Origin of the sequence: Marinobacterium sp. BA1, from assembly GCF_041155135.1 — a bacterium.
GTDB classification, from domain to species: Bacteria; Pseudomonadota; Gammaproteobacteria; order Pseudomonadales; family Balneatricaceae; genus Marinobacterium; species Marinobacterium iners.
The window spans coordinates 503,865-519,671 of the sequence record NZ_BAAFHC010000001.1 but is presented as its reverse complement, the minus strand read 5'-3'; the positions used below and the strand labels follow the sequence as shown (position 1 = coordinate 519,671).

Genomic DNA, 15,807 nt, shown 5'->3' with positions numbered 1-15,807 from the left:
TTCCGCATGCGCTCCAGTAGTGCACTGTAGCGCGCTGGATTTTGCTTGATTCGGGCCAAGCGTTTTCTTTCACGCCGGCGATGTGCTTCAAGATACACTTTCCGCTTAGCAGGGTCGGCATTTATAGCTTTTCTCCAGCGCCTGACACTTACCAAATGGCTGCGTCGCAACTTCTCCGCAAATACTGGATCTTCTGCTTTCCGCTGTTCCAGGCGAGCCAGATACTCTGCCCTGACCTGTCTGAAATGATGCGTGTATTTGACCTTTTGATACCGTTCCTTTTCCCTTCGGGCTTTTCGTTTATCCCGGCAGGTATCGGAACATGTTGCTGCCCGCTGCCTACCTTTGTATGGGATTATTTCCCCGCATTCCTCGCATGGATTTCCAAGGCACCAGGGACATGATTTTGGACCCTTATACGAAGGTTTGAATATCTGGCGAGGATAGAACCCTTCTCGCCCGCAGTCGCATTTACATACAATCTGCGCATCGCCTTTGTCCGTGATGACAGTTAATGTGCCAACTTTCTGGCCTTCTCTGTTCATGCTGATTGCGGACCATTAAGTCCGCTCACGAATAACTTGATTGCAAGATAAATATGATGCCTTACCTGTAGCTGCAACGGCTGCTGCGCGGTACCAGATGTGAACCACTTCTGTAGTCGACTAACACTCCAGTATGTCAGTTTTGAAAGCTCTCCATATGTCAGCCTTTTCCCGAATCGAGCCATGTAGGCCTCTGAAATAACCTCAAAGAATTGAGGCTGGTCTATATCGATAACCCTTTCCCATACAGGGAACTCAGCTAATTTTGACTGCCTAGGTTTATGCGGTGTCGGGCTTTTTCTATACGGGTCTATTCCTAGCTTGTGCCTGCGTTGCATGACCCTAGATGCTGATAGACCAAGAACTCCGGCGACTTTCCTGTCTGACATTGTCCCAAGCAGAGCATCATCGCTATTGCCCCACACAACTTCTGAGCTTTTACTATAAGCAGCGATCCCCAGTTCCTTGCGAAGCTGTGTAACTCTTGCCGTGCTACATCCAATTTTCTTGCCAATTTTTTTGTCCGTATCAGTTCCTAGTAGATCCTTATACTTCAGCGCAGTATCTTTTGGTTCTGGCCTGGGAGTAAATGCTTGGATTTCCTCGTATATCCGCTTGTTCATAACCTGAATACGGTCAAGCCCCAACCTGTCAGCTATCCGCTGGTCAGTATCAGTCCCAAGCAGTGCTAATTCTTCTTTAGTCCATTTATGCCGTTTCTTGCTGCCTGATCGCGCAATGCCTTCTTTGATGCGCCTGCCTCTGACTACTGCAAGTGACACCCCAAGCTTTTCAGCTAATTTTCGATCTGGCATGGTGCCGAGTAGAGCAATAGCCTCTTCAGTCCATTCGTACCTCTTCATATCAGTCCTTCCAACCCATCAGCGAAACAATCTTCAAAGCCTCATTGTTCATGCTGCAGCGAACTCTACACCCGGCAGCACGAGGTAAGAGGTGCCGTGTTCATCATCCATTTCAACTGCCAGGTAACCCAGCTTGCGAGCTACCTGACCACGCATGCGCTGTGCTACCCAGCTGGCCATGCCGATGCTTGCGTCTTCGCCGATCATAGCCATTTCGAAGGCTTCCAGCACTTCGTCTTCGTCCATGTCGAAAACATCAGCTTCTTCGATAACCGCTTCCCAGATCAGATCTGATTCGGCATCGACGCTTTCTTCTGCGCATACAGCTTCGAAGGCTGCTTTTACTTCATCATGATCCAGTTCGTAATTGAGGGAGTAGTCAGTCAGGATCTGGTCATCATTCAGCTCTACAGTGTGCAGGTCACCGTGGGAGCCGGCTGTTTCTTCACATGCGCTGGCAAAGATACCGCGGAAGAGGCCTTTATCTTCAACTTTGCTGATGTTTCCGCCGTGGTAGAGTTCCATGATGTTGCTCCTGATTGCTTGCTGTTCCCCTTACCGTTGAATTAATAATAGTTCCTCAAATGAACTATTGCAAGCATTGAGGCGAAGTTTTCTTGAGTTTTTGACAGTTTTAAAATCACGCCCTCACCTCTCTCATACCTTCTGCCTGAATAATCATCTGCCGAATGCGATCAATGGTTTCGATCTCCTGCGCCAGCGCTTCCCTTGCCCTCATAAGTCGCTGCACATACTGCCGATCTCCCAACCCCAAGCGCCTACACACCACTTGCGCCGACTCCTGCGCCCAATACCGTTCAGCCAGCAGCACCATGGCGTACTCATTCTTGAGGATCCCTTTAACCAACCGCACACCCAGCCCTGAACAGCTGGCGCAACCCTGTTTCACCACCTGACCCATCAGGCTTGCTGACTTCACACTCAGCGCATCGGATAGTTGCTTCAGCTCACTTTCGGACGGCAATACGTTCCCAGCCAACCAGTCACGGCAGGTTTTGTATTCCGGCTGGCCAACCTCATCTGATGAAGCTGGCCAATTGCTTCGTATCCAGCTCGCACGTTCTTGTTCAGCAATGCCAGCAGCAGACATAGTGTTATTCAGATTTGTCGCAAACAGCCCCACTTGCCCATCCCCCTCATGGCTGCAATCACCGCACGGGGACGGCTTACCCAGCAGGTACTGGATTTTGACCAACTGCGCATGCTGCTCCCGGGTCATACCAAGCGCACCGATCATGAACGCATTGGACCGATCAAATTCGGACGACGGGGGTAGATCGCCCTTATAGTCAGCAAGTCGCTGCAGATCGTTTTCCGAGTGCCAACCTGCTTGGTGCTGCTCCAGGTGGTTCAGGTACACCGACAACAGGTTGTCGATCCGTTTGCGCATTTCCTTGTCGATCGCCATGCCCATCCCCTTCAATCAGTCGATCTTGCTGCCAACGCGCTGAGTGCCCAGCCTCAGGCTTTCGCGCAGCTCCCGGATTTCACGCGCCTGCGCAATACACTTGCTGGCCAGCGCATCCTGCAGATCTGAAAAGTAGTCCTGATCTATAGTCACGAGGCCCAGTCCTCCACACTCGCCACAGGTGTACTCATATACCGCGCCACGAATGGCCCCTGAGCCAAAACAGGCTTTGCACCGCTCCCCAGTAGGCATTTCGATCTGCAGGGGCCGGGTTTTCAGCTTCGGTTTACGCAAGGTGCCTCCTCAACCCATACAGCGCCAACATGGCGGCATCGCGCTTGTCCTCATTGCTCTTGCCTGTCCAGCCGGTCACCTGGTTGAACAGCTCGGCATCCTCCTTGATGCCCTTAATGGATCCACCCGTTTTGAAGTAGAACAGCCGCTCTCGACCAGCCGCATCACGGTACCGCTCGGCGCCGGTGAGCGGCTTAACCATCAAATAATCAGCACCCACTCGATCCAGATACTTGCGCACCACCCGGGCAATCGCCTTCACCTGCCCCACGTTCTGGCTGATCTTCGAGATCTGCGCCTGGCGATTGCCCGCCTTCAGCGTCCGGGGGAATGTCGGCTTCATCGACTCCACATCCTCAACCACGAACGTCGCGCCCATGGCATGCTGCTCATCAATTAACAGGAACAGGTCAAACAGATCCATCGAATGCAGGTCTGACAGCCGGCCATCAACCGCCACACCAACGCCACTCTTCTCCAGATCCGGATCAATCCCGATTACCACCTCAGTCATTTGTTTGTCCGCTCCCACTCTTCCCGCATGGCCTTTTCAACCTCCGATCGGCTCATGGGCGACAGTCGCTTTGTCTCCCACATAAATGCCTGTTTGCGGCTTTGGTGTGTCTCAAACGCTCGCAGGTACTTCACCAGCGCCACTACATCGATGCCGTGAACCACGTTCTCAACCGCACTCACTCAGATACCCTCGCACCTCAATTGCCGGACCTGTCTCTTCCAGAGCGCACTCATCTACACCATCAGCCGCCTGCACCAGCAGTTCACGGCTTACACCCAGCTTCAGCGCCAGCTCGGTCATGCACCGGATGGTGACCGGGTTGGTGCACTCCAGAGTGGCTGTTATCAGCGTGACCCTGTCCGACTCAGTGATAAGCCCATCAGTGATGACCGTCATTGCGACTCTCCTTCATGATTTCGGCGTGCAGCTGGCGAAGACGATTGGCTGCACAGTGCGGATACCCGCGCTCGATCTGCTCGCAGGCCTGACCAATTGCGTTGGCGAACTCCATGATCAGCTGGCGTGTGTGTTCTGCCTGATCCGCCAGCGCCCGTTCGTGCCTTCTCTTGGCCCGGTGATCCCTACCCTTAATCAGCTCATTGACTCGGCAAGACAACCTGTTAACTTCTGACTGCATGGTGCGGTACTTCTGGTTCAGCTCCTGCGGATCGCCAAGCCGTGCGAGCAGGTGCGCCATCAATTCCATTTCGCCCTTCACGTTCACTTGATGCTGCCATGGCTCCAACTCATTCTTGGTCTTCCAGCTCTTTAGCAGTAGAACGTGTCCAGCTTTTGGCTTTACGTGGCCGCGCTTGTTCACCCAAAGCAGCCCCCAGCCGTCCGGTAGTTCATCCGGCTGGATTACACCCTCCGGGCACAGGTAGTAGCGATATGTGCCCATGCCCAAAACATCACCGTTCCGGTGAGGCTTCTTTGCATCCGCAAGGAAGTCCGAACGACTTACTTTCACCTCAACTAATACTGAGCCGCCACCATGGCCCCAGCGGTAACCCCAGGCATCCGCTCGCTCACCGCCAAACAACCCACCAACCTCGACCAAACCGATATGGCAACCGGGGCCATTTGCGCTATAACTGCGCTTGAGCCATTTACTGGCGAGATAGCTAAGGCTGTCGTGTGTTAGTTCACTCATGCCGGTCACCAGTCCGTGTCGTCAATGTTCATGATTGATGCGGATACCACGGCGCGTTTCTGCTGCTGGGTGGCCGCAGGGGTATGGCCGACAGCTGCTACACGCCGAAGCTGGTTCAGGAGTTTGTGTTCCCACTGCGCCTGCGTAGCGGTATCGCCTCGCGCCTCCCAGTAGCTGCGGAATTCACCCAGGATCGATTCCTGCTGCTCAGGCTCAAGGCGGGTCAGGTTCACACCGCTGGTGCGACAGCGCTCCGCGAACCACTCGCTGGGCAACCACTCGAAGTGCATGGCGAACTTTTCACGGGTGGCGCCCTGCGGCATCAACCCAACCGGCAGGGTTTCGTCAGGTTCTGCGGTAAACAGGTTGGACAGGAACGGATCTTCAGGCTCGGTTGCCGGGATGGTACCGACATGAGTGTCGGTCGCATCGGTGTGTTCGTGATCAGCACAATCGACCGTGTGCGTGCTGCTGGACGCGCCAGCGTCATCAACAGGATTACTGGTATCTTGATTTGTCGGAGAATTTTCCGACCATTGCTCGGATATTTTTCCGACCCTTTATGGTCGTGATTCCAGGTCTTGCCGACATCGGTCAGACGCACCAGCGTGATGCTGCTGGTATGCGACAACTCGATCATGCCCTTGGCTGCCAGCTGCTTCAGCAGGCGGTATGCTGTGTCGATCTTGTCGGTCAGCAGGGGCAGCTCATCAATGATCTTCTGCTTGCTGAGCGCATAGAATACGGTGTCGTCCTTGGTGACAGCCTTGCACCAGCTGGGGCACTCGTACACAAACGAGAACAGCAGCGCCTGCTGGGCGTTCAGGCCCCACTCAAGCGCTTTGGTTTGGTTGATGGATAGGGTGTACTGCATCCCGATCAGGCCTCCAGCCGCTCAACTTCAGCGCACAGGCGGGCTGCGTATCGCTGCATATAAATTCGGGAAAGCCGCTTCTTGCGCTGCTCAAAAGTCATACCGGCCTCAATCAGTCCGGTATCGATGTTCTGCAGGTGGGTGATGCACTGCATCTCAATAGGTGACAGGTGATCCCTGATCGCTTCATTGGCGGCCAGACCGTGACGAGCACGGAACTGCTTAGCCGTAGAGCCCAGTGCAATGCGGTTGATCAGGTCGTATTCGTTAGAAAAATGGTAGTGCTTGACCGGCTGCCCGGCATCCAGGCGATTGAACTTCACAGCGTCGTTCAGGTAACGCGACTCCAGCCGGGCACGTTCGCGCTGCACCTGTTGTTGTGCCAGTTCAACCTGGTTGTTGATTAGTGCGTCATAGGCGCGAATTACCTTCAGGTGAAACGCTGCACTGATCCACATGGCATAGGCATACACCAGCTCTTTGCAGACATATGTACCGCCCTTTCGCCCCCCAGCCGTTACTACCGGAATTCCGGTAGTTTCCAGTTCATCAATCAATTCTTTGGTTTGCTGGTTGTTCAGCCAGTAACTGGGCGCGTGGCGCTTCTCATTACCCGCAGCCTTATGCAGATCATTCAGGCAGAATCGGCCTTCCTCATCTGTACGAATCTTCAGGTTGTCAATCTTCATGATTTGTTGCATCATCAACCCTCGTTTTGAGTTAACCCCGTCGCGGCTGCCCAGCCATATCAGCGTCGGGGTTTTCTTTTGTCTGGTAAGTGCCAAAACTGCCACCCACTGAACTGCACCCTCTTCCATGCCTGCGGGCCAGGATAAAAACCCAGCGGCTGAAGGCGCAGATCAGTTCCCTCTCTCTGTCGCCACCGGCGAGAGGGACACCGGTTTAAGAGGTTCGCAAAACCCGGGCTTGCAGATTGTCTGGGGCGCCGATCTGCCAGCGGTACAACGCGCCCACAACTAGAGCATTCGTGTGCCCGTCTTTCCGAGCTGTCCGCGACCGTACTCATCCAGGGCGCTGCCCCACTGCAGCTGTATCACCCTGTACTTTCAGGAGAGCGCCTGGCGTGCCGTGAGGCCCAAAGGAGTGTTGCCATCGCTCTGCTGCTGCGGTTATTCCATGCCCGGTCACTCACAGCTGATACCGGTCGGCGCAATTCCCCGCCGCTGGGTGCCATCACTGCTGGCAGTAGGCCCGCTCAAGTGCGTTGGCACTCGATTCCATCAGCGCAGCCGCTACCGGCGCAGCACTGCGCACCATGGCAGCGCCACGGCGGTTAAACATGATCAGATCAATCAGATTGGTCGGCGGTCGATTTCGGCTGTCAGTTCTTTCAGCTGCGCCAGCGCTTCTTCAAGCGCGGTCTTGTCGGTGTCGTACACTTGCAGAGGCGGGTCATATACCTGCTCATCCAGCACCACCTCAGCAGCACCGAATACCGGTACATCTGCGAACCCTTCCACTGTGGACTCAACAGCTCCGGTGGCAGCTTCCGGCTCGGCAGGGGTCTCCTGTTCAGCGTCCTGCTGGGCTGCCGTGGGCGCCGGAAGCTCGCCACATTCAAGCGATGCGCGGCCTGAATCGGTCAGGTGGTACTCGGTTTTATCTTTCAGACCGGTGGTCACGATCAGTCCACGAACATGCATGTCCTTGATCGCTGACGGAAAGGTCTTGGCTGTCACATATGTGCAACGCGCCAGCAGCTGTCCAGCCGTCAGCCCCGGTGCTTTGTTGATCGTTTCGAGCAGTTCAAAGATGCGTTGGTCGTGAGTCATGAATCACCTGTTTGTTGGAAACGCTGTTAAACTCGATCGCCAGTACCAGCCACAAAAGCAGCAACTGAGTAGCCCCCAGAGAAATGAAGAGGAAACTGGCCAAGTGGTGGGCCGGCGTCATGAACCCGCCACAGACATGGATAAACACCAAGGCAGAAGCACAGATTCGCAGCAAATGCTTCTGGCGAGCAGCTGCTTGGATGAACTGCACGCTGGTTGTTGGGGCTTTATTCGCGCTCATTTTCTTCACCTACAAAGGCCTCACCACAATTCATTCCGGCTGGGATACTGCGCGAATAGTTACTCTCGCAGTGATCCCCGGCCTTACGGCATTCATGAACATCTACTACGACCGCAAACATCTGCTTCTGAAAGACAGGGCTGCCGTTGCCAGCGAAAAAGCGAAAATGGAAAAAGATTAATCATCACCGCCCCGCTCCGAACTGTGATGGCCACACACGCTCTGCATTTCGCGTATCCCTGCCACTACCTCATTGACGCAATCAGCCAGCGATTTCCCCGACATTTTTTTGATCTCAAAGGCATGCCAGAACAGCTTTGTGTTGATCGCCGCATCAATCTGGGCTTCCGTGAGTGCTTCAGCAGCCACAGTCACTTCAGGCTCATAGCTGGCAAGTGTCTTCTCCACCGCATCCAAGATGCTCTTCACAATGGTCAGGTTGTTCCTGGCGGCTGCTATTTCTTCTTTGAGCTCGGCAATCGTGTTCATGTCGTTATTCCCTGTATGCGTATACATGTAGAGCACCCAGTAAAAAAACAGGCACCAGTTGTTATGCTGGTACCTGTCAGGCAACACGTGAGGAATTGAAAGCCGATGCAGGATAAAAGTGCGCCAGCACATCATCACGCGTCAGGGCTCCGTTTGAGTTAATGACCAGTGCAGTCATCAACTCTTTCCTCGGGGTTTTGTAGCCGGGGCGAAGGTGGCCCGTCAGATAGACAGCCGACGTCCCGCAGCGCTGTGCATAACTTGTGAGCTCTTCTTCAGTCAGTGACTTGATGAATTTGGAAAAAGTAGTGTCTTGCACGTCATCATCTCCTCAATTGGAGATGAATATAACCCTATAGGTGTTATTTAACAACCCGTAAGGTGTTTTACCTTAAAGGTGATACACGCGAAAATATGAACATGACCACTAGACCGATCAAAGAGACCCGACTACACAACGCACGGCTGCTCCAAGCTGAGGCGGGTAGTCAAAAAGCTGTCTGCGAAAAGCTCGGGAAATCACAATCCAGAGTGAGCGCCTTCATGGGTGATAACCCAAGCAAGGGCATAGGTGATGCAATTGCGCGTGAATTTGAGGTCGCGTTTGATCTACCGAACGGATGGATGGATAGCTGGCACGATGCGATCTACCGTTCACCAGCAGACCTGCCTGATAAGCCGTTACTTGTTAGTGAGCTTCCAGGATCCTACCAGGACGATTCACATCGCCGCCGTGAAATTATTCGCAGTGCGCGAAGAGGGGCTATAGACATAGATTGTTTGGCTGAGTGCATCGAGAACATCGAACTCGCGCTTGAATACCCCGACGAAGAGCCTGTTTCACCAAGCCAAAAGGCAAAAATGATCGCCGGCCTCTATGTTACGAGGACAGCAAACGGCAGCAAGACAGAGGGTGGTGATGTAGACACTGCTATTGCTGTAGTTCTAGCCGGTGGCGTCTAATTAAATCATCCAGCTCCATCTGAAGACGGGCCCTGCCTGCAACGCGCTCGGACTGACTCATAACCCCTAGATGCACCACCTTCTGGAAAGACACCAGCCTCTCCATATAGGCAATATAGTCACGATCTCTCTTGGCCAAGTTAATGCGCGGCTTGAGATCCAGAATTTCCCCTGACATAGCAACCCCCTCTATCCATGTGCTGTATGAATATACAGCTTAAAGGTTTGTGTTGCCACCCTGGGACAATCACATCTTTTGCAATCAAAGTTGAGAATTATCAATTACCGATATAATCGTTCCATCAAGCCCCACCTTTGCAATAGCCTGGTACAGTCTCTTCGCCCCAAATCCGTTAACAGCGCGGTACTTGAGCGCCACCATAAGGTGATCACCTTTATCGGAATATCTCGTCTCAACGTGGTCATAACTGTCAGGGTCATGCAGCGAATCCTGAATAAGCGCTTCAAGATTGCGGTGAGAGCCGTCCCATGCTGAAAACTGCCTTCTGATATCTTTTGCGCGCTGCTCAGCAGGTGTTAGAACCTTCTTCGGTTTAGGCTCTGGCCTTGGCTCTGGGCTTGCCCTTTCCTCGACCCGCTCTGGTTCAGAACGTTCATTCGAATCCTTATATACCCCACTCATCCATCCGTAGCCGCCAACCACAAAAATCACCAGCCAGATCACCGCGCCAACGCCGATGCTTTTGGGCTTGGTTTTAACTGGATCAGGTGTATCCAGAACAGGTGCAGCCTGCTCCATCGCCATTCTTGGCGATCCGCAATGAGGGCAATGTGTCGCCCTTACACTGACGGTCCCACCGCAATCATCACACTTAACGATGTTCGTTTTTGCGCCATCGGCAGGCGAGCCTTCCGGCTGTGAAGGCTTCGAGCGAAAAGATTCTGGCTTCGCAGATTTCCCATCCAAGCGGCTTCCGCAAGCCGAGCACTGGGTTGCCAAAGACGAATTAGAGGCCCCGCATTCAGGGCACTGTTTTTTGCTCACTCATCTCCTCCTTGATAGTCAGAACCAGCGCCTCGCAGAGGCGCTTTGCATCCACCCAAACGATAACCCAAAAGAAAAAATTGCAAAAACACCTTTTGGGTGTTGACGAATATAACCCTAAAGGTAATACTAAGCTCAAATACAACCTTTAAGGTGTTTAAATGATCACGCGCACAGAACACGGATACGCACTGAACGGATGGGAGGCTCGCCCAATGCCCCTGCCGTCTGGCGCCAAGTTCACCGCTGGTGAATCACGCGCAGCAGTGTGTCGGGTCAACGGCCTGAAGGCATCCGAAGCCGCTCAAGAGCTGCACTGCAGCCGCCGCAACATCGACCAGTATTGGCAGACCCTCTACTACAAGCTGGGCTGCAACAACGCCATCGTCGCCATCAACAAACTGGTCGAGCTGGGCGCACTGCACCGCATCAACACCCTGCTGCTGGCGCTGATACTTGGCACCGGCAGCGCACTGGATACCGATCTGGATATCGAGGCCCGCGCCGGCCGCGTCCGCAGCAGCCAGACCCGCACCGCCCGCCGTGGTGGACGCAGGTCTGGTATGCGCACCAACCGCGACATGATGACCGACCTCGATATGTGGACCAACGGCAGCGCCAGCGACATCTACACCCTCGCTGACCTCGCCAGCTAAACGATTACAGCAGTACCGAGCAGGCGGAACCTGCCCAGCTTTGAACCACAAGGCGCAAGCCGAATCCCGAAGTGGCGAGCTGTGACCGAACCGAGCCTCTGAATGTAAGCCGGTAGGTGTGTCGGGGACCATTAACAGGTCTTTTTCCAAGAGTGCAGGTGCGCCTGTGCTGCTGGAAAAAAACAGGAGAACCACATGGACGCACAAACGGTTTTTACCTTCATCCTGCTGTTTGCAGGCCCCCTGCTGGCGCTAACGGCCGGTTGGGCACTGTTCACCTTGGCTTTCTGCGCCAGGGCATTAATCAAGCGCCAGCCGGTAGGCCCGGTACTGCGCGAAATGCTGGAGGAGTGGTAATGCTCAACCACGTAATGCTCGACCTCGAAACCATGGACACCCGGCCCACGGCAGCCATTGTCGCCATCGGCGCAGTGGCCTTTAACCCGCACATGGGCAAAGTCGACCGTGAAGGCGGCTTCTACGTCACCGTAGACCTGCAGAGCTGCCTCGATGCGGGCCTAACCGTCAGCGCCAGCACCATCAACTTCTGGCTCAAGCAGAGCGAAGAAGCGCGCCAGCAGATCACCGGCTGGTCTGAACCGCTCGAAGACGCTCTGCGCATGCTGGAAGGCTGGCTGCACAGCCTGAATATCGCGGCCTGTCCGCCCGACGGCGACCCCTACGGCCCGCATCTTGAGATCTGGGGCAACGGCGCAGACTTCGACAACGTCATACTGACCAACGCCTATCGCGCAGCCGGTTTCGATCTGCCCTGGGGCCGATACCACAACCGCTGCTACCGCACCCTGAAAAAGCTGTTCCCCAGTATTGAGATCGAGCGCACAGGAATCCACCACTGCGCCATCGATGACGCTGCCAGCCAAGCCGAGCACGCCTGCCGGATTATCCAGCACCTGGACGACCTGAAGCGCCTTGGCTACCAGAACGCAAAACAAACAGAGGCTATCTGATCATGTTCGCACCCAAAAACGTAATCGCCTACACCGTTACAGACCTGCCGCCCGTTCACGACCTCGAAGCTGCCCTGCGTGAACATATCTTCAAGCCGCGTGGCGCATCAGAACTTAGCCGCTCCGGCTGGGCAGAGCCAGCGCCAGACGTGTTCGCAGAGGAAACACTGGTGGTCGACAGCAACGGCATGCTGCTGATCACCCTGAAAGAACAGGAAGCCGATCTAAAAGGCTCCGTTGTCCGCGAAGCACTGGACGAACGTGTGGCTCTGATCGAGGCCGAACAGTCCCGCAAGGTGTACCGGAAAGAAAAGCTGCAGCTCAAGGATGAAGTGATCCTCGACATGCTGCCCCGGGCATTCAACAAGACACGCACCACCAGCGCCCTCATCAACCCGGCAGGCGGCTACATCTTCATTGACGCATCCAGACACACCAAAGCCGAAAACCTGCTGAACCAGCTACGTCAGGCGCTGGGCTCGCTCAAGGTAGCACTGATCCAGACCCTGCACCCTTTAGACACGGTGATGACCACCTGGCTACAGGGCGCCAGCATGCCGAAAGGCTTTGCGCTTGAAGATGAGTGCGTGCTGATCGATCCAATGCTTGAAGCCGGACGGATCGCAGCCAAAGGTCAGGACCTACTCAGTGAAGAGATCACCGCCCACATTGCCGGGGGCTACTACGTCCGACGCCTGGCGCTGGAGTGGATGCAGCAGTGCCGGTTCGTACTGCACTCGGACCTCAGTATTCACCGCCTGCGCATGGTGGATGAATACCGTGATCAGCTTGATGCCGAAGCGCCTGAAGACGTACAGGCAGCCATCCTCGCAGACGTATGGCGCTGGAATGTTCAACTCACCCAGCTGACCACCGAGCTGATCGCAGCCTTTGGTGGATCGGATTACCAGCTGGCACAGGAGACAGACGGGGTGGCGGCATGAACACCGCCCTGATAGCCAGCATGAAACCCGGCCAGGAATACACCTCCCGCCTCCTCTCCGAAATCACCGGCATGGATCAGTCAGATATCTGCCGTGAGCTGAAAGAAGCGTCACAGGGGGGGTGGTAACCCGCTACAAAAAGACCGGCGTGCGCGGCTTTGTGTACGTCACCAATCAGCTCAGATTTGAATTCCAGAACGGAGATACACAGTGAAAAACGTGCAGATCACCACCCCGGACAACAGCATCCGAATCAACCTAGCCGACAGCGAACTATCCATCGCGATCAACCCTCAGGTTGCGGCAGAGCCCACTATCAAAAACTCATCGCTGGAATGGAGCGGAACCCTGCTTGATGGCGAAGCGGTCACCTATACCGATGCTGAAGAAGCGGTAGCAGCGCTCGGCCAAGGCTGGCGACTACCAACTCGCCAAGAGCTCGAGTCGATCCTCGACTTATCGTGTCACGACCCGGCGATCGACACCGACACATTCCCCGACACACAGAGCAGCAGCTACTGGACCAGCACGCCGTGCGCCTGGAATGACTCTGCCCGCTGGGTGGTCTTTTTCTACTACGGCTATGTCAACCACCTCCTCCGCTACTACGGCGCCTGCGTTCGTGCGGTGCGTGCCGGTCAGTAATCTCTGATCTTTTTGAAAACCCACTGGAGAAAAAACCATGACACGTTTTGTTCAGCACGATAACGACACCGTAACTGACACCCAGACTGGCCTGATCTGGATGAAAAAGACCTTGGTCAAAGATGTGACACACCAGGATGCCGAGCAGGCTGTCGCCGATCTGGGTGATGGATGGCGACTCCCAACCATTCAGGAGTTGTTTTCACTGGCGGACCACTCTAAGCACAGCCCAGCGATTGATGCTGATGCATTCCCGGATACAGAGAGCGATTGGTACTGGACCAGCACGTCGTGCGCCTGGAATGACTCTGCCCGCTGGGTGGTCTATTTCTACTACGGCTATGTCAACAACTACCCCCGCCACTACTACGCCTGCGTTCGTGCGGTGCGTGCCGGTCAGTAGTTTTTGATTTTTGAGGTGAGTATGACGACTAGCAATCAGCTGCCAGAAATCGCGAAAAAGGCTGAACGGATGATGGTTGATATTGAGCAAGCGGTTCGCAGCTTTGTTCGGTACCACAAGTACACGCTTGGTAGTGACATTCGCGCTCAAGCCATGACCGTAGTACGCCTGTGTCATCGCGCATGGAGGGATCGCAGTCGTCAGTCTCACTGGGTTTCAGAACTGATCTGGGCGATTGACGAACTGAAGCTATCCCTGCAGCTGGGTAGCCAGCTTCGGGCATTCAAGAGCTTCCGCCAGTTCGAGTCCATCATCCGGTCCGCCGAAGAAGTTGGTCGGTGTGCCGGAGGGTGGAAGCGACAGCTACACCGAAAGAGCCAGAATCCAGCGGGTAATGCCCCGCAGGAGCGTGCTCAGATACTGAGTGGCCGTGACGCCTCTGCGTATTATGCGGGGGCCAAATTATGACGAATCCGAACTACCAGAACGGCTGTCCGGCAGAGTCGAAAGTGCACGGCAACACGTCTGCCCGCTGGGTGGTCAATTTCAACAACGGCAATGTCAACAACAACCACCGCAACAACAACGCCTGCGTTCGTGCGGTGCGTGCCGGTGAGTATCACGGTGAAGATACAGTCACACTGAAAGCCCTGCACATCGCGTGGATGATAGCCAGAAAAGGTAAAAAACCAAGTCGAAACCAACTTGCGTTTGATGCCCGCTGGGCTGATGGACTGCTCAAGTTGCACCGCAGTCTAAACGACTGTACATGGCAGCCAGGCCCAAGCGCCTGCTTTGTCGCTGAAAAGCCAAAGGCCAGGGAGATACACGCGCCTGATTTTGCCGATCGAGTCGTTCATCACTGGCTTGTGCCTCAGCTGGAGGCACTATGGGAGCCGTCATTCATATTCGACAGCTATGCCAACCGGCAGGGAAAAGGCAGTCACGCAGCGGTGCAGCGGCTGCAGAAATTCGTTCGGCAGGTGCATAGCGGCCAAAACGGCGGATGGTACCTGCAACTTGACATCCATAACTTCTTTAACTCAATACATCGGCCAACCCTATGGGCGATTTTAAAGAAGAAACTGGCTCGAATCGATGCATCGAATCAGGTAATGCGCGCCACGCATGCCCTGCTGCGCCATCCACCCCTGAAGGCCGGCGTAATTCGCCACGGATCTGCAGAGCAACACGATCTAGTGCCGCCGCACAAGCGACTGGCAAACGCACAGCCTGGATGCGGGCTACCTATTGGCAACCTCAGCAGCCAATTTTTCGCGAACGTCTATATGGACTCACTGGACCAGTTCGTAAAGCACACGCTAAAAGCCAAGCGCTACCTGCGCTATGTCGATGACTTTGTTCTGATACACCAGAGCCGAGAACAGCTTGTTGAGTGGCAACTGAAAATCGAAACCTTCCTGAAGGAAGCGCTTCGTCTGCGCCTTAAGCCGGATATTCGGCTTCAAAGACTAACTGACGGAATCGATTTCCTGGGCTACATCGTACGGCCAACACACACGCTTGTTCGCCGGCGTGTCGTCGTTAACGCCATAAAGGCCCTATCTGACTGGGAGGAAAAGCACGTAAGCGACAGCACCATCAGTGCTACGCCTCATCAACTACGCGCAATCCAGTCAACAGCGGCGAGTTTCTGCGGCCACATACGTCACGCAAATAGCAAGCGCCTGCTGCAGAAGCTGGACAACAAATACCCCTGGTTAGTCACCGCCACCGCCAAGCGAAGATTCGACTACCGCCTGGAAGGCGTGCCCGTGTCACTAACAATCATGAGGAGATCAGCATGAGCACCATCGCTACCCGCCCACTGGCAAACGCCGCCGTGAACATCATCCTCAGCGCAAACAGCAGCGCTGAGGACTACACCGAAGCCGACGCAAGAGCTGCAGACATTGACTTACTGCGGGCTCACATGTCGACCGGACAAATGGATGAAGCAACCCAAAGACGCGCATCGCGCACACTGAGGCTGCTGCACTCTGGACAGCGGAGATACTGAA

Annotated in this window: 27 protein-coding genes and 1 pseudogene; 12 read left to right on the top strand and 16 right to left on the bottom strand. The window is 54.8% G+C overall.

The features are described from left to right. Positions 1-541 precede the first annotated feature (541 nt). From ACAM29_RS02535 to ACAM29_RS02480, 12 genes are all read right to left on the bottom strand, one after another. Positions 542-1,408, bottom strand: coding sequence for a hypothetical protein (locus ACAM29_RS02535; RefSeq protein WP_369623104.1), 867 nt, complete (start codon positions 1,406-1,408; stop codon positions 542-544). Positions 1,409-1,456: 48 nt separating this feature from the next. Then, positions 1,457-1,933, bottom strand: coding sequence for a hypothetical protein (locus ACAM29_RS02530; protein ID WP_369623103.1), 477 nt, complete (start codon positions 1,931-1,933; stop codon positions 1,457-1,459). Between the two features lie 115 nt (positions 1,934-2,048). Continuing rightward, positions 2,049-2,837: a hypothetical protein gene (locus tag ACAM29_RS02525; RefSeq protein ID WP_369623102.1), complete on the bottom strand. Its 789-nt coding sequence runs from the start codon at positions 2,835-2,837 to the stop codon at positions 2,049-2,051. 15 nt (positions 2,838-2,852) lie between these two features. Then, entirely contained in the window at positions 2,853-3,131 is a 279-nt protein-coding gene (locus ACAM29_RS02520; protein WP_369623101.1) for a hypothetical protein, read from the bottom strand. Further along, positions 3,124-3,645 carry a hypothetical protein gene (locus ACAM29_RS02515; protein ID WP_369623100.1) on the bottom strand — a complete coding sequence of 174 codons (522 nt, stop codon included), beginning with the start codon at positions 3,643-3,645 and terminating at the stop codon, positions 3,124-3,126. Before ACAM29_RS02515 ends, ACAM29_RS02520 begins: the two co-directional genes overlap by 8 nt. After that, entirely contained in the window at positions 3,642-3,827 is a 186-nt protein-coding gene (locus tag ACAM29_RS02510) for a hypothetical protein (RefSeq protein WP_369623099.1), read from the bottom strand. The genes ACAM29_RS02515 and ACAM29_RS02510 overlap by 4 nt, the downstream gene beginning before the upstream one ends. Next, the gene (locus tag ACAM29_RS02505; RefSeq protein ID WP_369623098.1) at positions 3,814-4,044 is read right to left on the bottom strand and encodes a hypothetical protein; all 231 of its coding nucleotides are present in this window, start codon (positions 4,042-4,044) and stop codon (positions 3,814-3,816) included. The genes ACAM29_RS02510 and ACAM29_RS02505 overlap by 14 nt, the downstream gene beginning before the upstream one ends. Beyond that, entirely contained in the window at positions 4,028-4,801 is a 774-nt protein-coding gene (locus ACAM29_RS02500) for an adenylosuccinate synthase (protein WP_369623097.1), read from the bottom strand. Before ACAM29_RS02500 ends, ACAM29_RS02505 begins: the two co-directional genes overlap by 17 nt. Positions 4,802-4,806: 5 nt before the next feature. After that, complete coding sequence (locus tag ACAM29_RS02495; RefSeq protein ID WP_369623096.1) at positions 4,807-5,124, bottom strand: DnaT-like ssDNA-binding domain-containing protein; 318 nt, start codon at positions 5,122-5,124, stop codon at positions 4,807-4,809. Next, a complete protein-coding gene (locus ACAM29_RS02490; protein ID WP_369623095.1) occupies positions 5,124-5,675 on the bottom strand; it encodes a hypothetical protein in 552 nt (183 codons plus the stop codon). The genes ACAM29_RS02495 and ACAM29_RS02490 overlap by 1 nt, the downstream gene beginning before the upstream one ends. A gap of 5 nt (positions 5,676-5,680) precedes the next feature. Beyond that, complete coding sequence (locus ACAM29_RS02485; RefSeq protein ID WP_369623094.1) at positions 5,681-6,379, bottom strand: KilA-N domain-containing protein; 699 nt, start codon at positions 6,377-6,379, stop codon at positions 5,681-5,683. A gap of 609 nt (positions 6,380-6,988) precedes the next feature. Next, complete coding sequence (locus ACAM29_RS02480; RefSeq protein WP_369623093.1) at positions 6,989-7,468, bottom strand: hypothetical protein; 480 nt, start codon at positions 7,466-7,468, stop codon at positions 6,989-6,991. Positions 7,469-7,551: 83 nt separating this feature from the next. On the opposite strand from ACAM29_RS02480, the gene ACAM29_RS02475 reads away from it, so the two are divergent. Beyond that, positions 7,552-7,890 (top strand): hypothetical protein, encoded by a 339-nt coding sequence (locus ACAM29_RS02475; RefSeq protein WP_369623092.1) that lies wholly within the window; start codon positions 7,552-7,554, stop codon positions 7,888-7,890. On the opposite strand, the gene ACAM29_RS02470 is transcribed toward ACAM29_RS02475, so the two are convergent. Then, positions 7,887-8,198 (bottom strand): hypothetical protein, encoded by a 312-nt coding sequence (locus ACAM29_RS02470; protein ID WP_369623091.1) that lies wholly within the window; start codon positions 8,196-8,198, stop codon positions 7,887-7,889. The two genes, ACAM29_RS02475 and ACAM29_RS02470, sit on opposite strands and share 4 nt — an antisense overlap. 76 nt (positions 8,199-8,274) lie before the next feature. After that, positions 8,275-8,517, bottom strand: a complete 243-nt coding sequence (locus ACAM29_RS02465; RefSeq protein WP_369623090.1) for a hypothetical protein — start codon at positions 8,515-8,517, stop codon at positions 8,275-8,277. A 95-nt stretch (positions 8,518-8,612) separates the two neighbouring features. On the opposite strand from ACAM29_RS02465, the gene ACAM29_RS02460 reads away from it, so the two are divergent. Next, positions 8,613-9,161 carry a hypothetical protein gene (locus ACAM29_RS02460; RefSeq protein WP_369623089.1) on the top strand — a complete coding sequence of 183 codons (549 nt, stop codon included), beginning with the start codon at positions 8,613-8,615 and terminating at the stop codon, positions 9,159-9,161. A gap of 262 nt (positions 9,162-9,423) precedes the next feature. Here ACAM29_RS02460 and ACAM29_RS02455 read toward each other — a convergent pair whose 3' ends face one another. Both ACAM29_RS02455 and ACAM29_RS02450 read right to left on the bottom strand, forming a co-directional pair. Next, positions 9,424-9,927 carry a hypothetical protein gene (locus tag ACAM29_RS02455; protein WP_369625162.1) on the bottom strand — a complete coding sequence of 168 codons (504 nt, stop codon included), beginning with the start codon at positions 9,925-9,927 and terminating at the stop codon, positions 9,424-9,426. A 21-nt stretch (positions 9,928-9,948) separates the two neighbouring features. Further along, positions 9,949-10,167: pseudogene (locus ACAM29_RS02450) on the bottom strand (zinc ribbon domain-containing protein); the annotation flags it as partial. A 161-nt stretch (positions 10,168-10,328) separates the two neighbouring features. Between ACAM29_RS02450 and ACAM29_RS02445 the strand changes: the two are divergent. From ACAM29_RS02445 to ACAM29_RS02400, 10 genes are all read left to right on the top strand, one after another. After that, entirely contained in the window at positions 10,329-10,823 is a 495-nt protein-coding gene (locus tag ACAM29_RS02445; RefSeq protein WP_369623088.1) for a helix-turn-helix transcriptional regulator, read from the top strand. Between the two features lie 195 nt (positions 10,824-11,018). Next, complete coding sequence (locus tag ACAM29_RS02440; RefSeq protein ID WP_369623087.1) at positions 11,019-11,180, top strand: hypothetical protein; 162 nt, start codon at positions 11,019-11,021, stop codon at positions 11,178-11,180. Further along, positions 11,180-11,794: a 3'-5' exonuclease gene (locus tag ACAM29_RS02435; RefSeq protein ID WP_369623086.1), complete on the top strand. Its 615-nt coding sequence runs from the start codon at positions 11,180-11,182 to the stop codon at positions 11,792-11,794. Before ACAM29_RS02440 ends, ACAM29_RS02435 begins: the two co-directional genes overlap by 1 nt. A gap of 2 nt (positions 11,795-11,796) precedes the next feature. Continuing rightward, on the top strand, positions 11,797-12,738 hold the full coding sequence (locus tag ACAM29_RS02430) for a recombination-associated protein RdgC (RefSeq protein WP_369623085.1): 942 nt from the start codon (positions 11,797-11,799) through the stop codon (positions 12,736-12,738). Beyond that, entirely contained in the window at positions 12,735-12,866 is a 132-nt protein-coding gene (locus tag ACAM29_RS02425) for a hypothetical protein (protein ID WP_369623084.1), read from the top strand. Before ACAM29_RS02430 ends, ACAM29_RS02425 begins: the two co-directional genes overlap by 4 nt. A gap of 82 nt (positions 12,867-12,948) precedes the next feature. Next, the gene (locus tag ACAM29_RS02420; RefSeq protein WP_369623083.1) at positions 12,949-13,383 is read left to right on the top strand and encodes a DUF1566 domain-containing protein; all 435 of its coding nucleotides are present in this window, start codon (positions 12,949-12,951) and stop codon (positions 13,381-13,383) included. A gap of 37 nt (positions 13,384-13,420) precedes the next feature. Then, positions 13,421-13,786 carry a DUF1566 domain-containing protein gene (locus ACAM29_RS02415; protein WP_369623082.1) on the top strand — a complete coding sequence of 122 codons (366 nt, stop codon included), beginning with the start codon at positions 13,421-13,423 and terminating at the stop codon, positions 13,784-13,786. 21 nt (positions 13,787-13,807) lie between these two features. After that, positions 13,808-14,254 (top strand): four helix bundle protein, encoded by a 447-nt coding sequence (locus ACAM29_RS02410; protein WP_369623081.1) that lies wholly within the window; start codon positions 13,808-13,810, stop codon positions 14,252-14,254. Beyond that, entirely contained in the window at positions 14,251-15,594 is a 1,344-nt protein-coding gene (locus ACAM29_RS02405) for a reverse transcriptase domain-containing protein (RefSeq protein WP_369623080.1), read from the top strand. Before ACAM29_RS02410 ends, ACAM29_RS02405 begins: the two co-directional genes overlap by 4 nt. Beyond that, entirely contained in the window at positions 15,591-15,806 is a 216-nt protein-coding gene (locus tag ACAM29_RS02400) for a hypothetical protein (protein ID WP_369623079.1), read from the top strand. The genes ACAM29_RS02405 and ACAM29_RS02400 overlap by 4 nt, the downstream gene beginning before the upstream one ends. The last annotated feature ends 1 nt before the right edge of the window (position 15,807 follow it).

What these genes read in the sequence shown, in the direction of transcription:
- ACAM29_RS02505 (WP_369623098.1), bottom strand. Translation starts at nt 4,044, where the DNA reads ATGACGGTCATCACTGATGGGCTTATCACTGAGTCGGACAGGGTCACG.
- ACAM29_RS02530 (WP_369623103.1), bottom strand. Translation starts at nt 1,933, where the DNA reads ATGGAACTCTACCACGGCGGAAACATCAGCAAAGTTGAAGATAAAGGC.
- ACAM29_RS02470 (WP_369623091.1), bottom strand. Translation starts at nt 8,198, where the DNA reads ATGAACACGATTGCCGAGCTCAAAGAAGAAATAGCAGCCGCCAGGAAC.
- ACAM29_RS02495 (WP_369623096.1), bottom strand. Translation starts at nt 5,124, where the DNA reads ATGCCGCAGGGCGCCACCCGTGAAAAGTTCGCCATGCACTTCGAGTGG.
- ACAM29_RS02410 (WP_369623081.1), top strand. Translation starts at nt 13,808, where the DNA reads ATGACGACTAGCAATCAGCTGCCAGAAATCGCGAAAAAGGCTGAACGG.
- ACAM29_RS02405 (WP_369623080.1), top strand. Translation starts at nt 14,251, where the DNA reads ATGACGAATCCGAACTACCAGAACGGCTGTCCGGCAGAGTCGAAAGTG.
- ACAM29_RS02485 (WP_369623094.1), bottom strand. Translation starts at nt 6,379, where the DNA reads ATGATGCAACAAATCATGAAGATTGACAACCTGAAGATTCGTACAGAT.
- ACAM29_RS02415 (WP_369623082.1), top strand. Translation starts at nt 13,421, where the DNA reads ATGACACGTTTTGTTCAGCACGATAACGACACCGTAACTGACACCCAG.
- ACAM29_RS02460 (WP_369623089.1), top strand. Translation starts at nt 8,613, where the DNA reads ATGAACATGACCACTAGACCGATCAAAGAGACCCGACTACACAACGCA.
- ACAM29_RS02430 (WP_369623085.1), top strand. Translation starts at nt 11,797, where the DNA reads ATGTTCGCACCCAAAAACGTAATCGCCTACACCGTTACAGACCTGCCG.
- ACAM29_RS02400 (WP_369623079.1), top strand. Translation starts at nt 15,591, where the DNA reads ATGAGCACCATCGCTACCCGCCCACTGGCAAACGCCGCCGTGAACATC.
- ACAM29_RS02445 (WP_369623088.1), top strand. Translation starts at nt 10,329, where the DNA reads ATGATCACGCGCACAGAACACGGATACGCACTGAACGGATGGGAGGCT.
- ACAM29_RS02525 (WP_369623102.1), bottom strand. Translation starts at nt 2,837, where the DNA reads ATGGCGATCGACAAGGAAATGCGCAAACGGATCGACAACCTGTTGTCG.
- ACAM29_RS02535 (WP_369623104.1), bottom strand. Translation starts at nt 1,408, where the DNA reads ATGAAGAGGTACGAATGGACTGAAGAGGCTATTGCTCTACTCGGCACC.
- ACAM29_RS02490 (WP_369623095.1), bottom strand. Translation starts at nt 5,675, where the DNA reads ATGCAGTACACCCTATCCATCAACCAAACCAAAGCGCTTGAGTGGGGC.
- ACAM29_RS02480 (WP_369623093.1), bottom strand. Translation starts at nt 7,468, where the DNA reads ATGACTCACGACCAACGCATCTTTGAACTGCTCGAAACGATCAACAAA.
- ACAM29_RS02435 (WP_369623086.1), top strand. Translation starts at nt 11,180, where the DNA reads ATGCTCAACCACGTAATGCTCGACCTCGAAACCATGGACACCCGGCCC.
- ACAM29_RS02455 (WP_369625162.1), bottom strand. Translation starts at nt 9,927, where the DNA reads ATGGCGATGGAGCAGGCTGCACCTGTTCTGGATACACCTGATCCAGTT.
- ACAM29_RS02475 (WP_369623092.1), top strand. Translation starts at nt 7,552, where the DNA reads ATGAAGAGGAAACTGGCCAAGTGGTGGGCCGGCGTCATGAACCCGCCA.
- ACAM29_RS02425 (WP_369623084.1), top strand. Translation starts at nt 12,735, where the DNA reads ATGAACACCGCCCTGATAGCCAGCATGAAACCCGGCCAGGAATACACC.
- ACAM29_RS02500 (WP_369623097.1), bottom strand. Translation starts at nt 4,801, where the DNA reads ATGAGTGAACTAACACACGACAGCCTTAGCTATCTCGCCAGTAAATGG.
- ACAM29_RS02440 (WP_369623087.1), top strand. Translation starts at nt 11,019, where the DNA reads ATGGACGCACAAACGGTTTTTACCTTCATCCTGCTGTTTGCAGGCCCC.
- ACAM29_RS02515 (WP_369623100.1), bottom strand. Translation starts at nt 3,645, where the DNA reads ATGACTGAGGTGGTAATCGGGATTGATCCGGATCTGGAGAAGAGTGGC.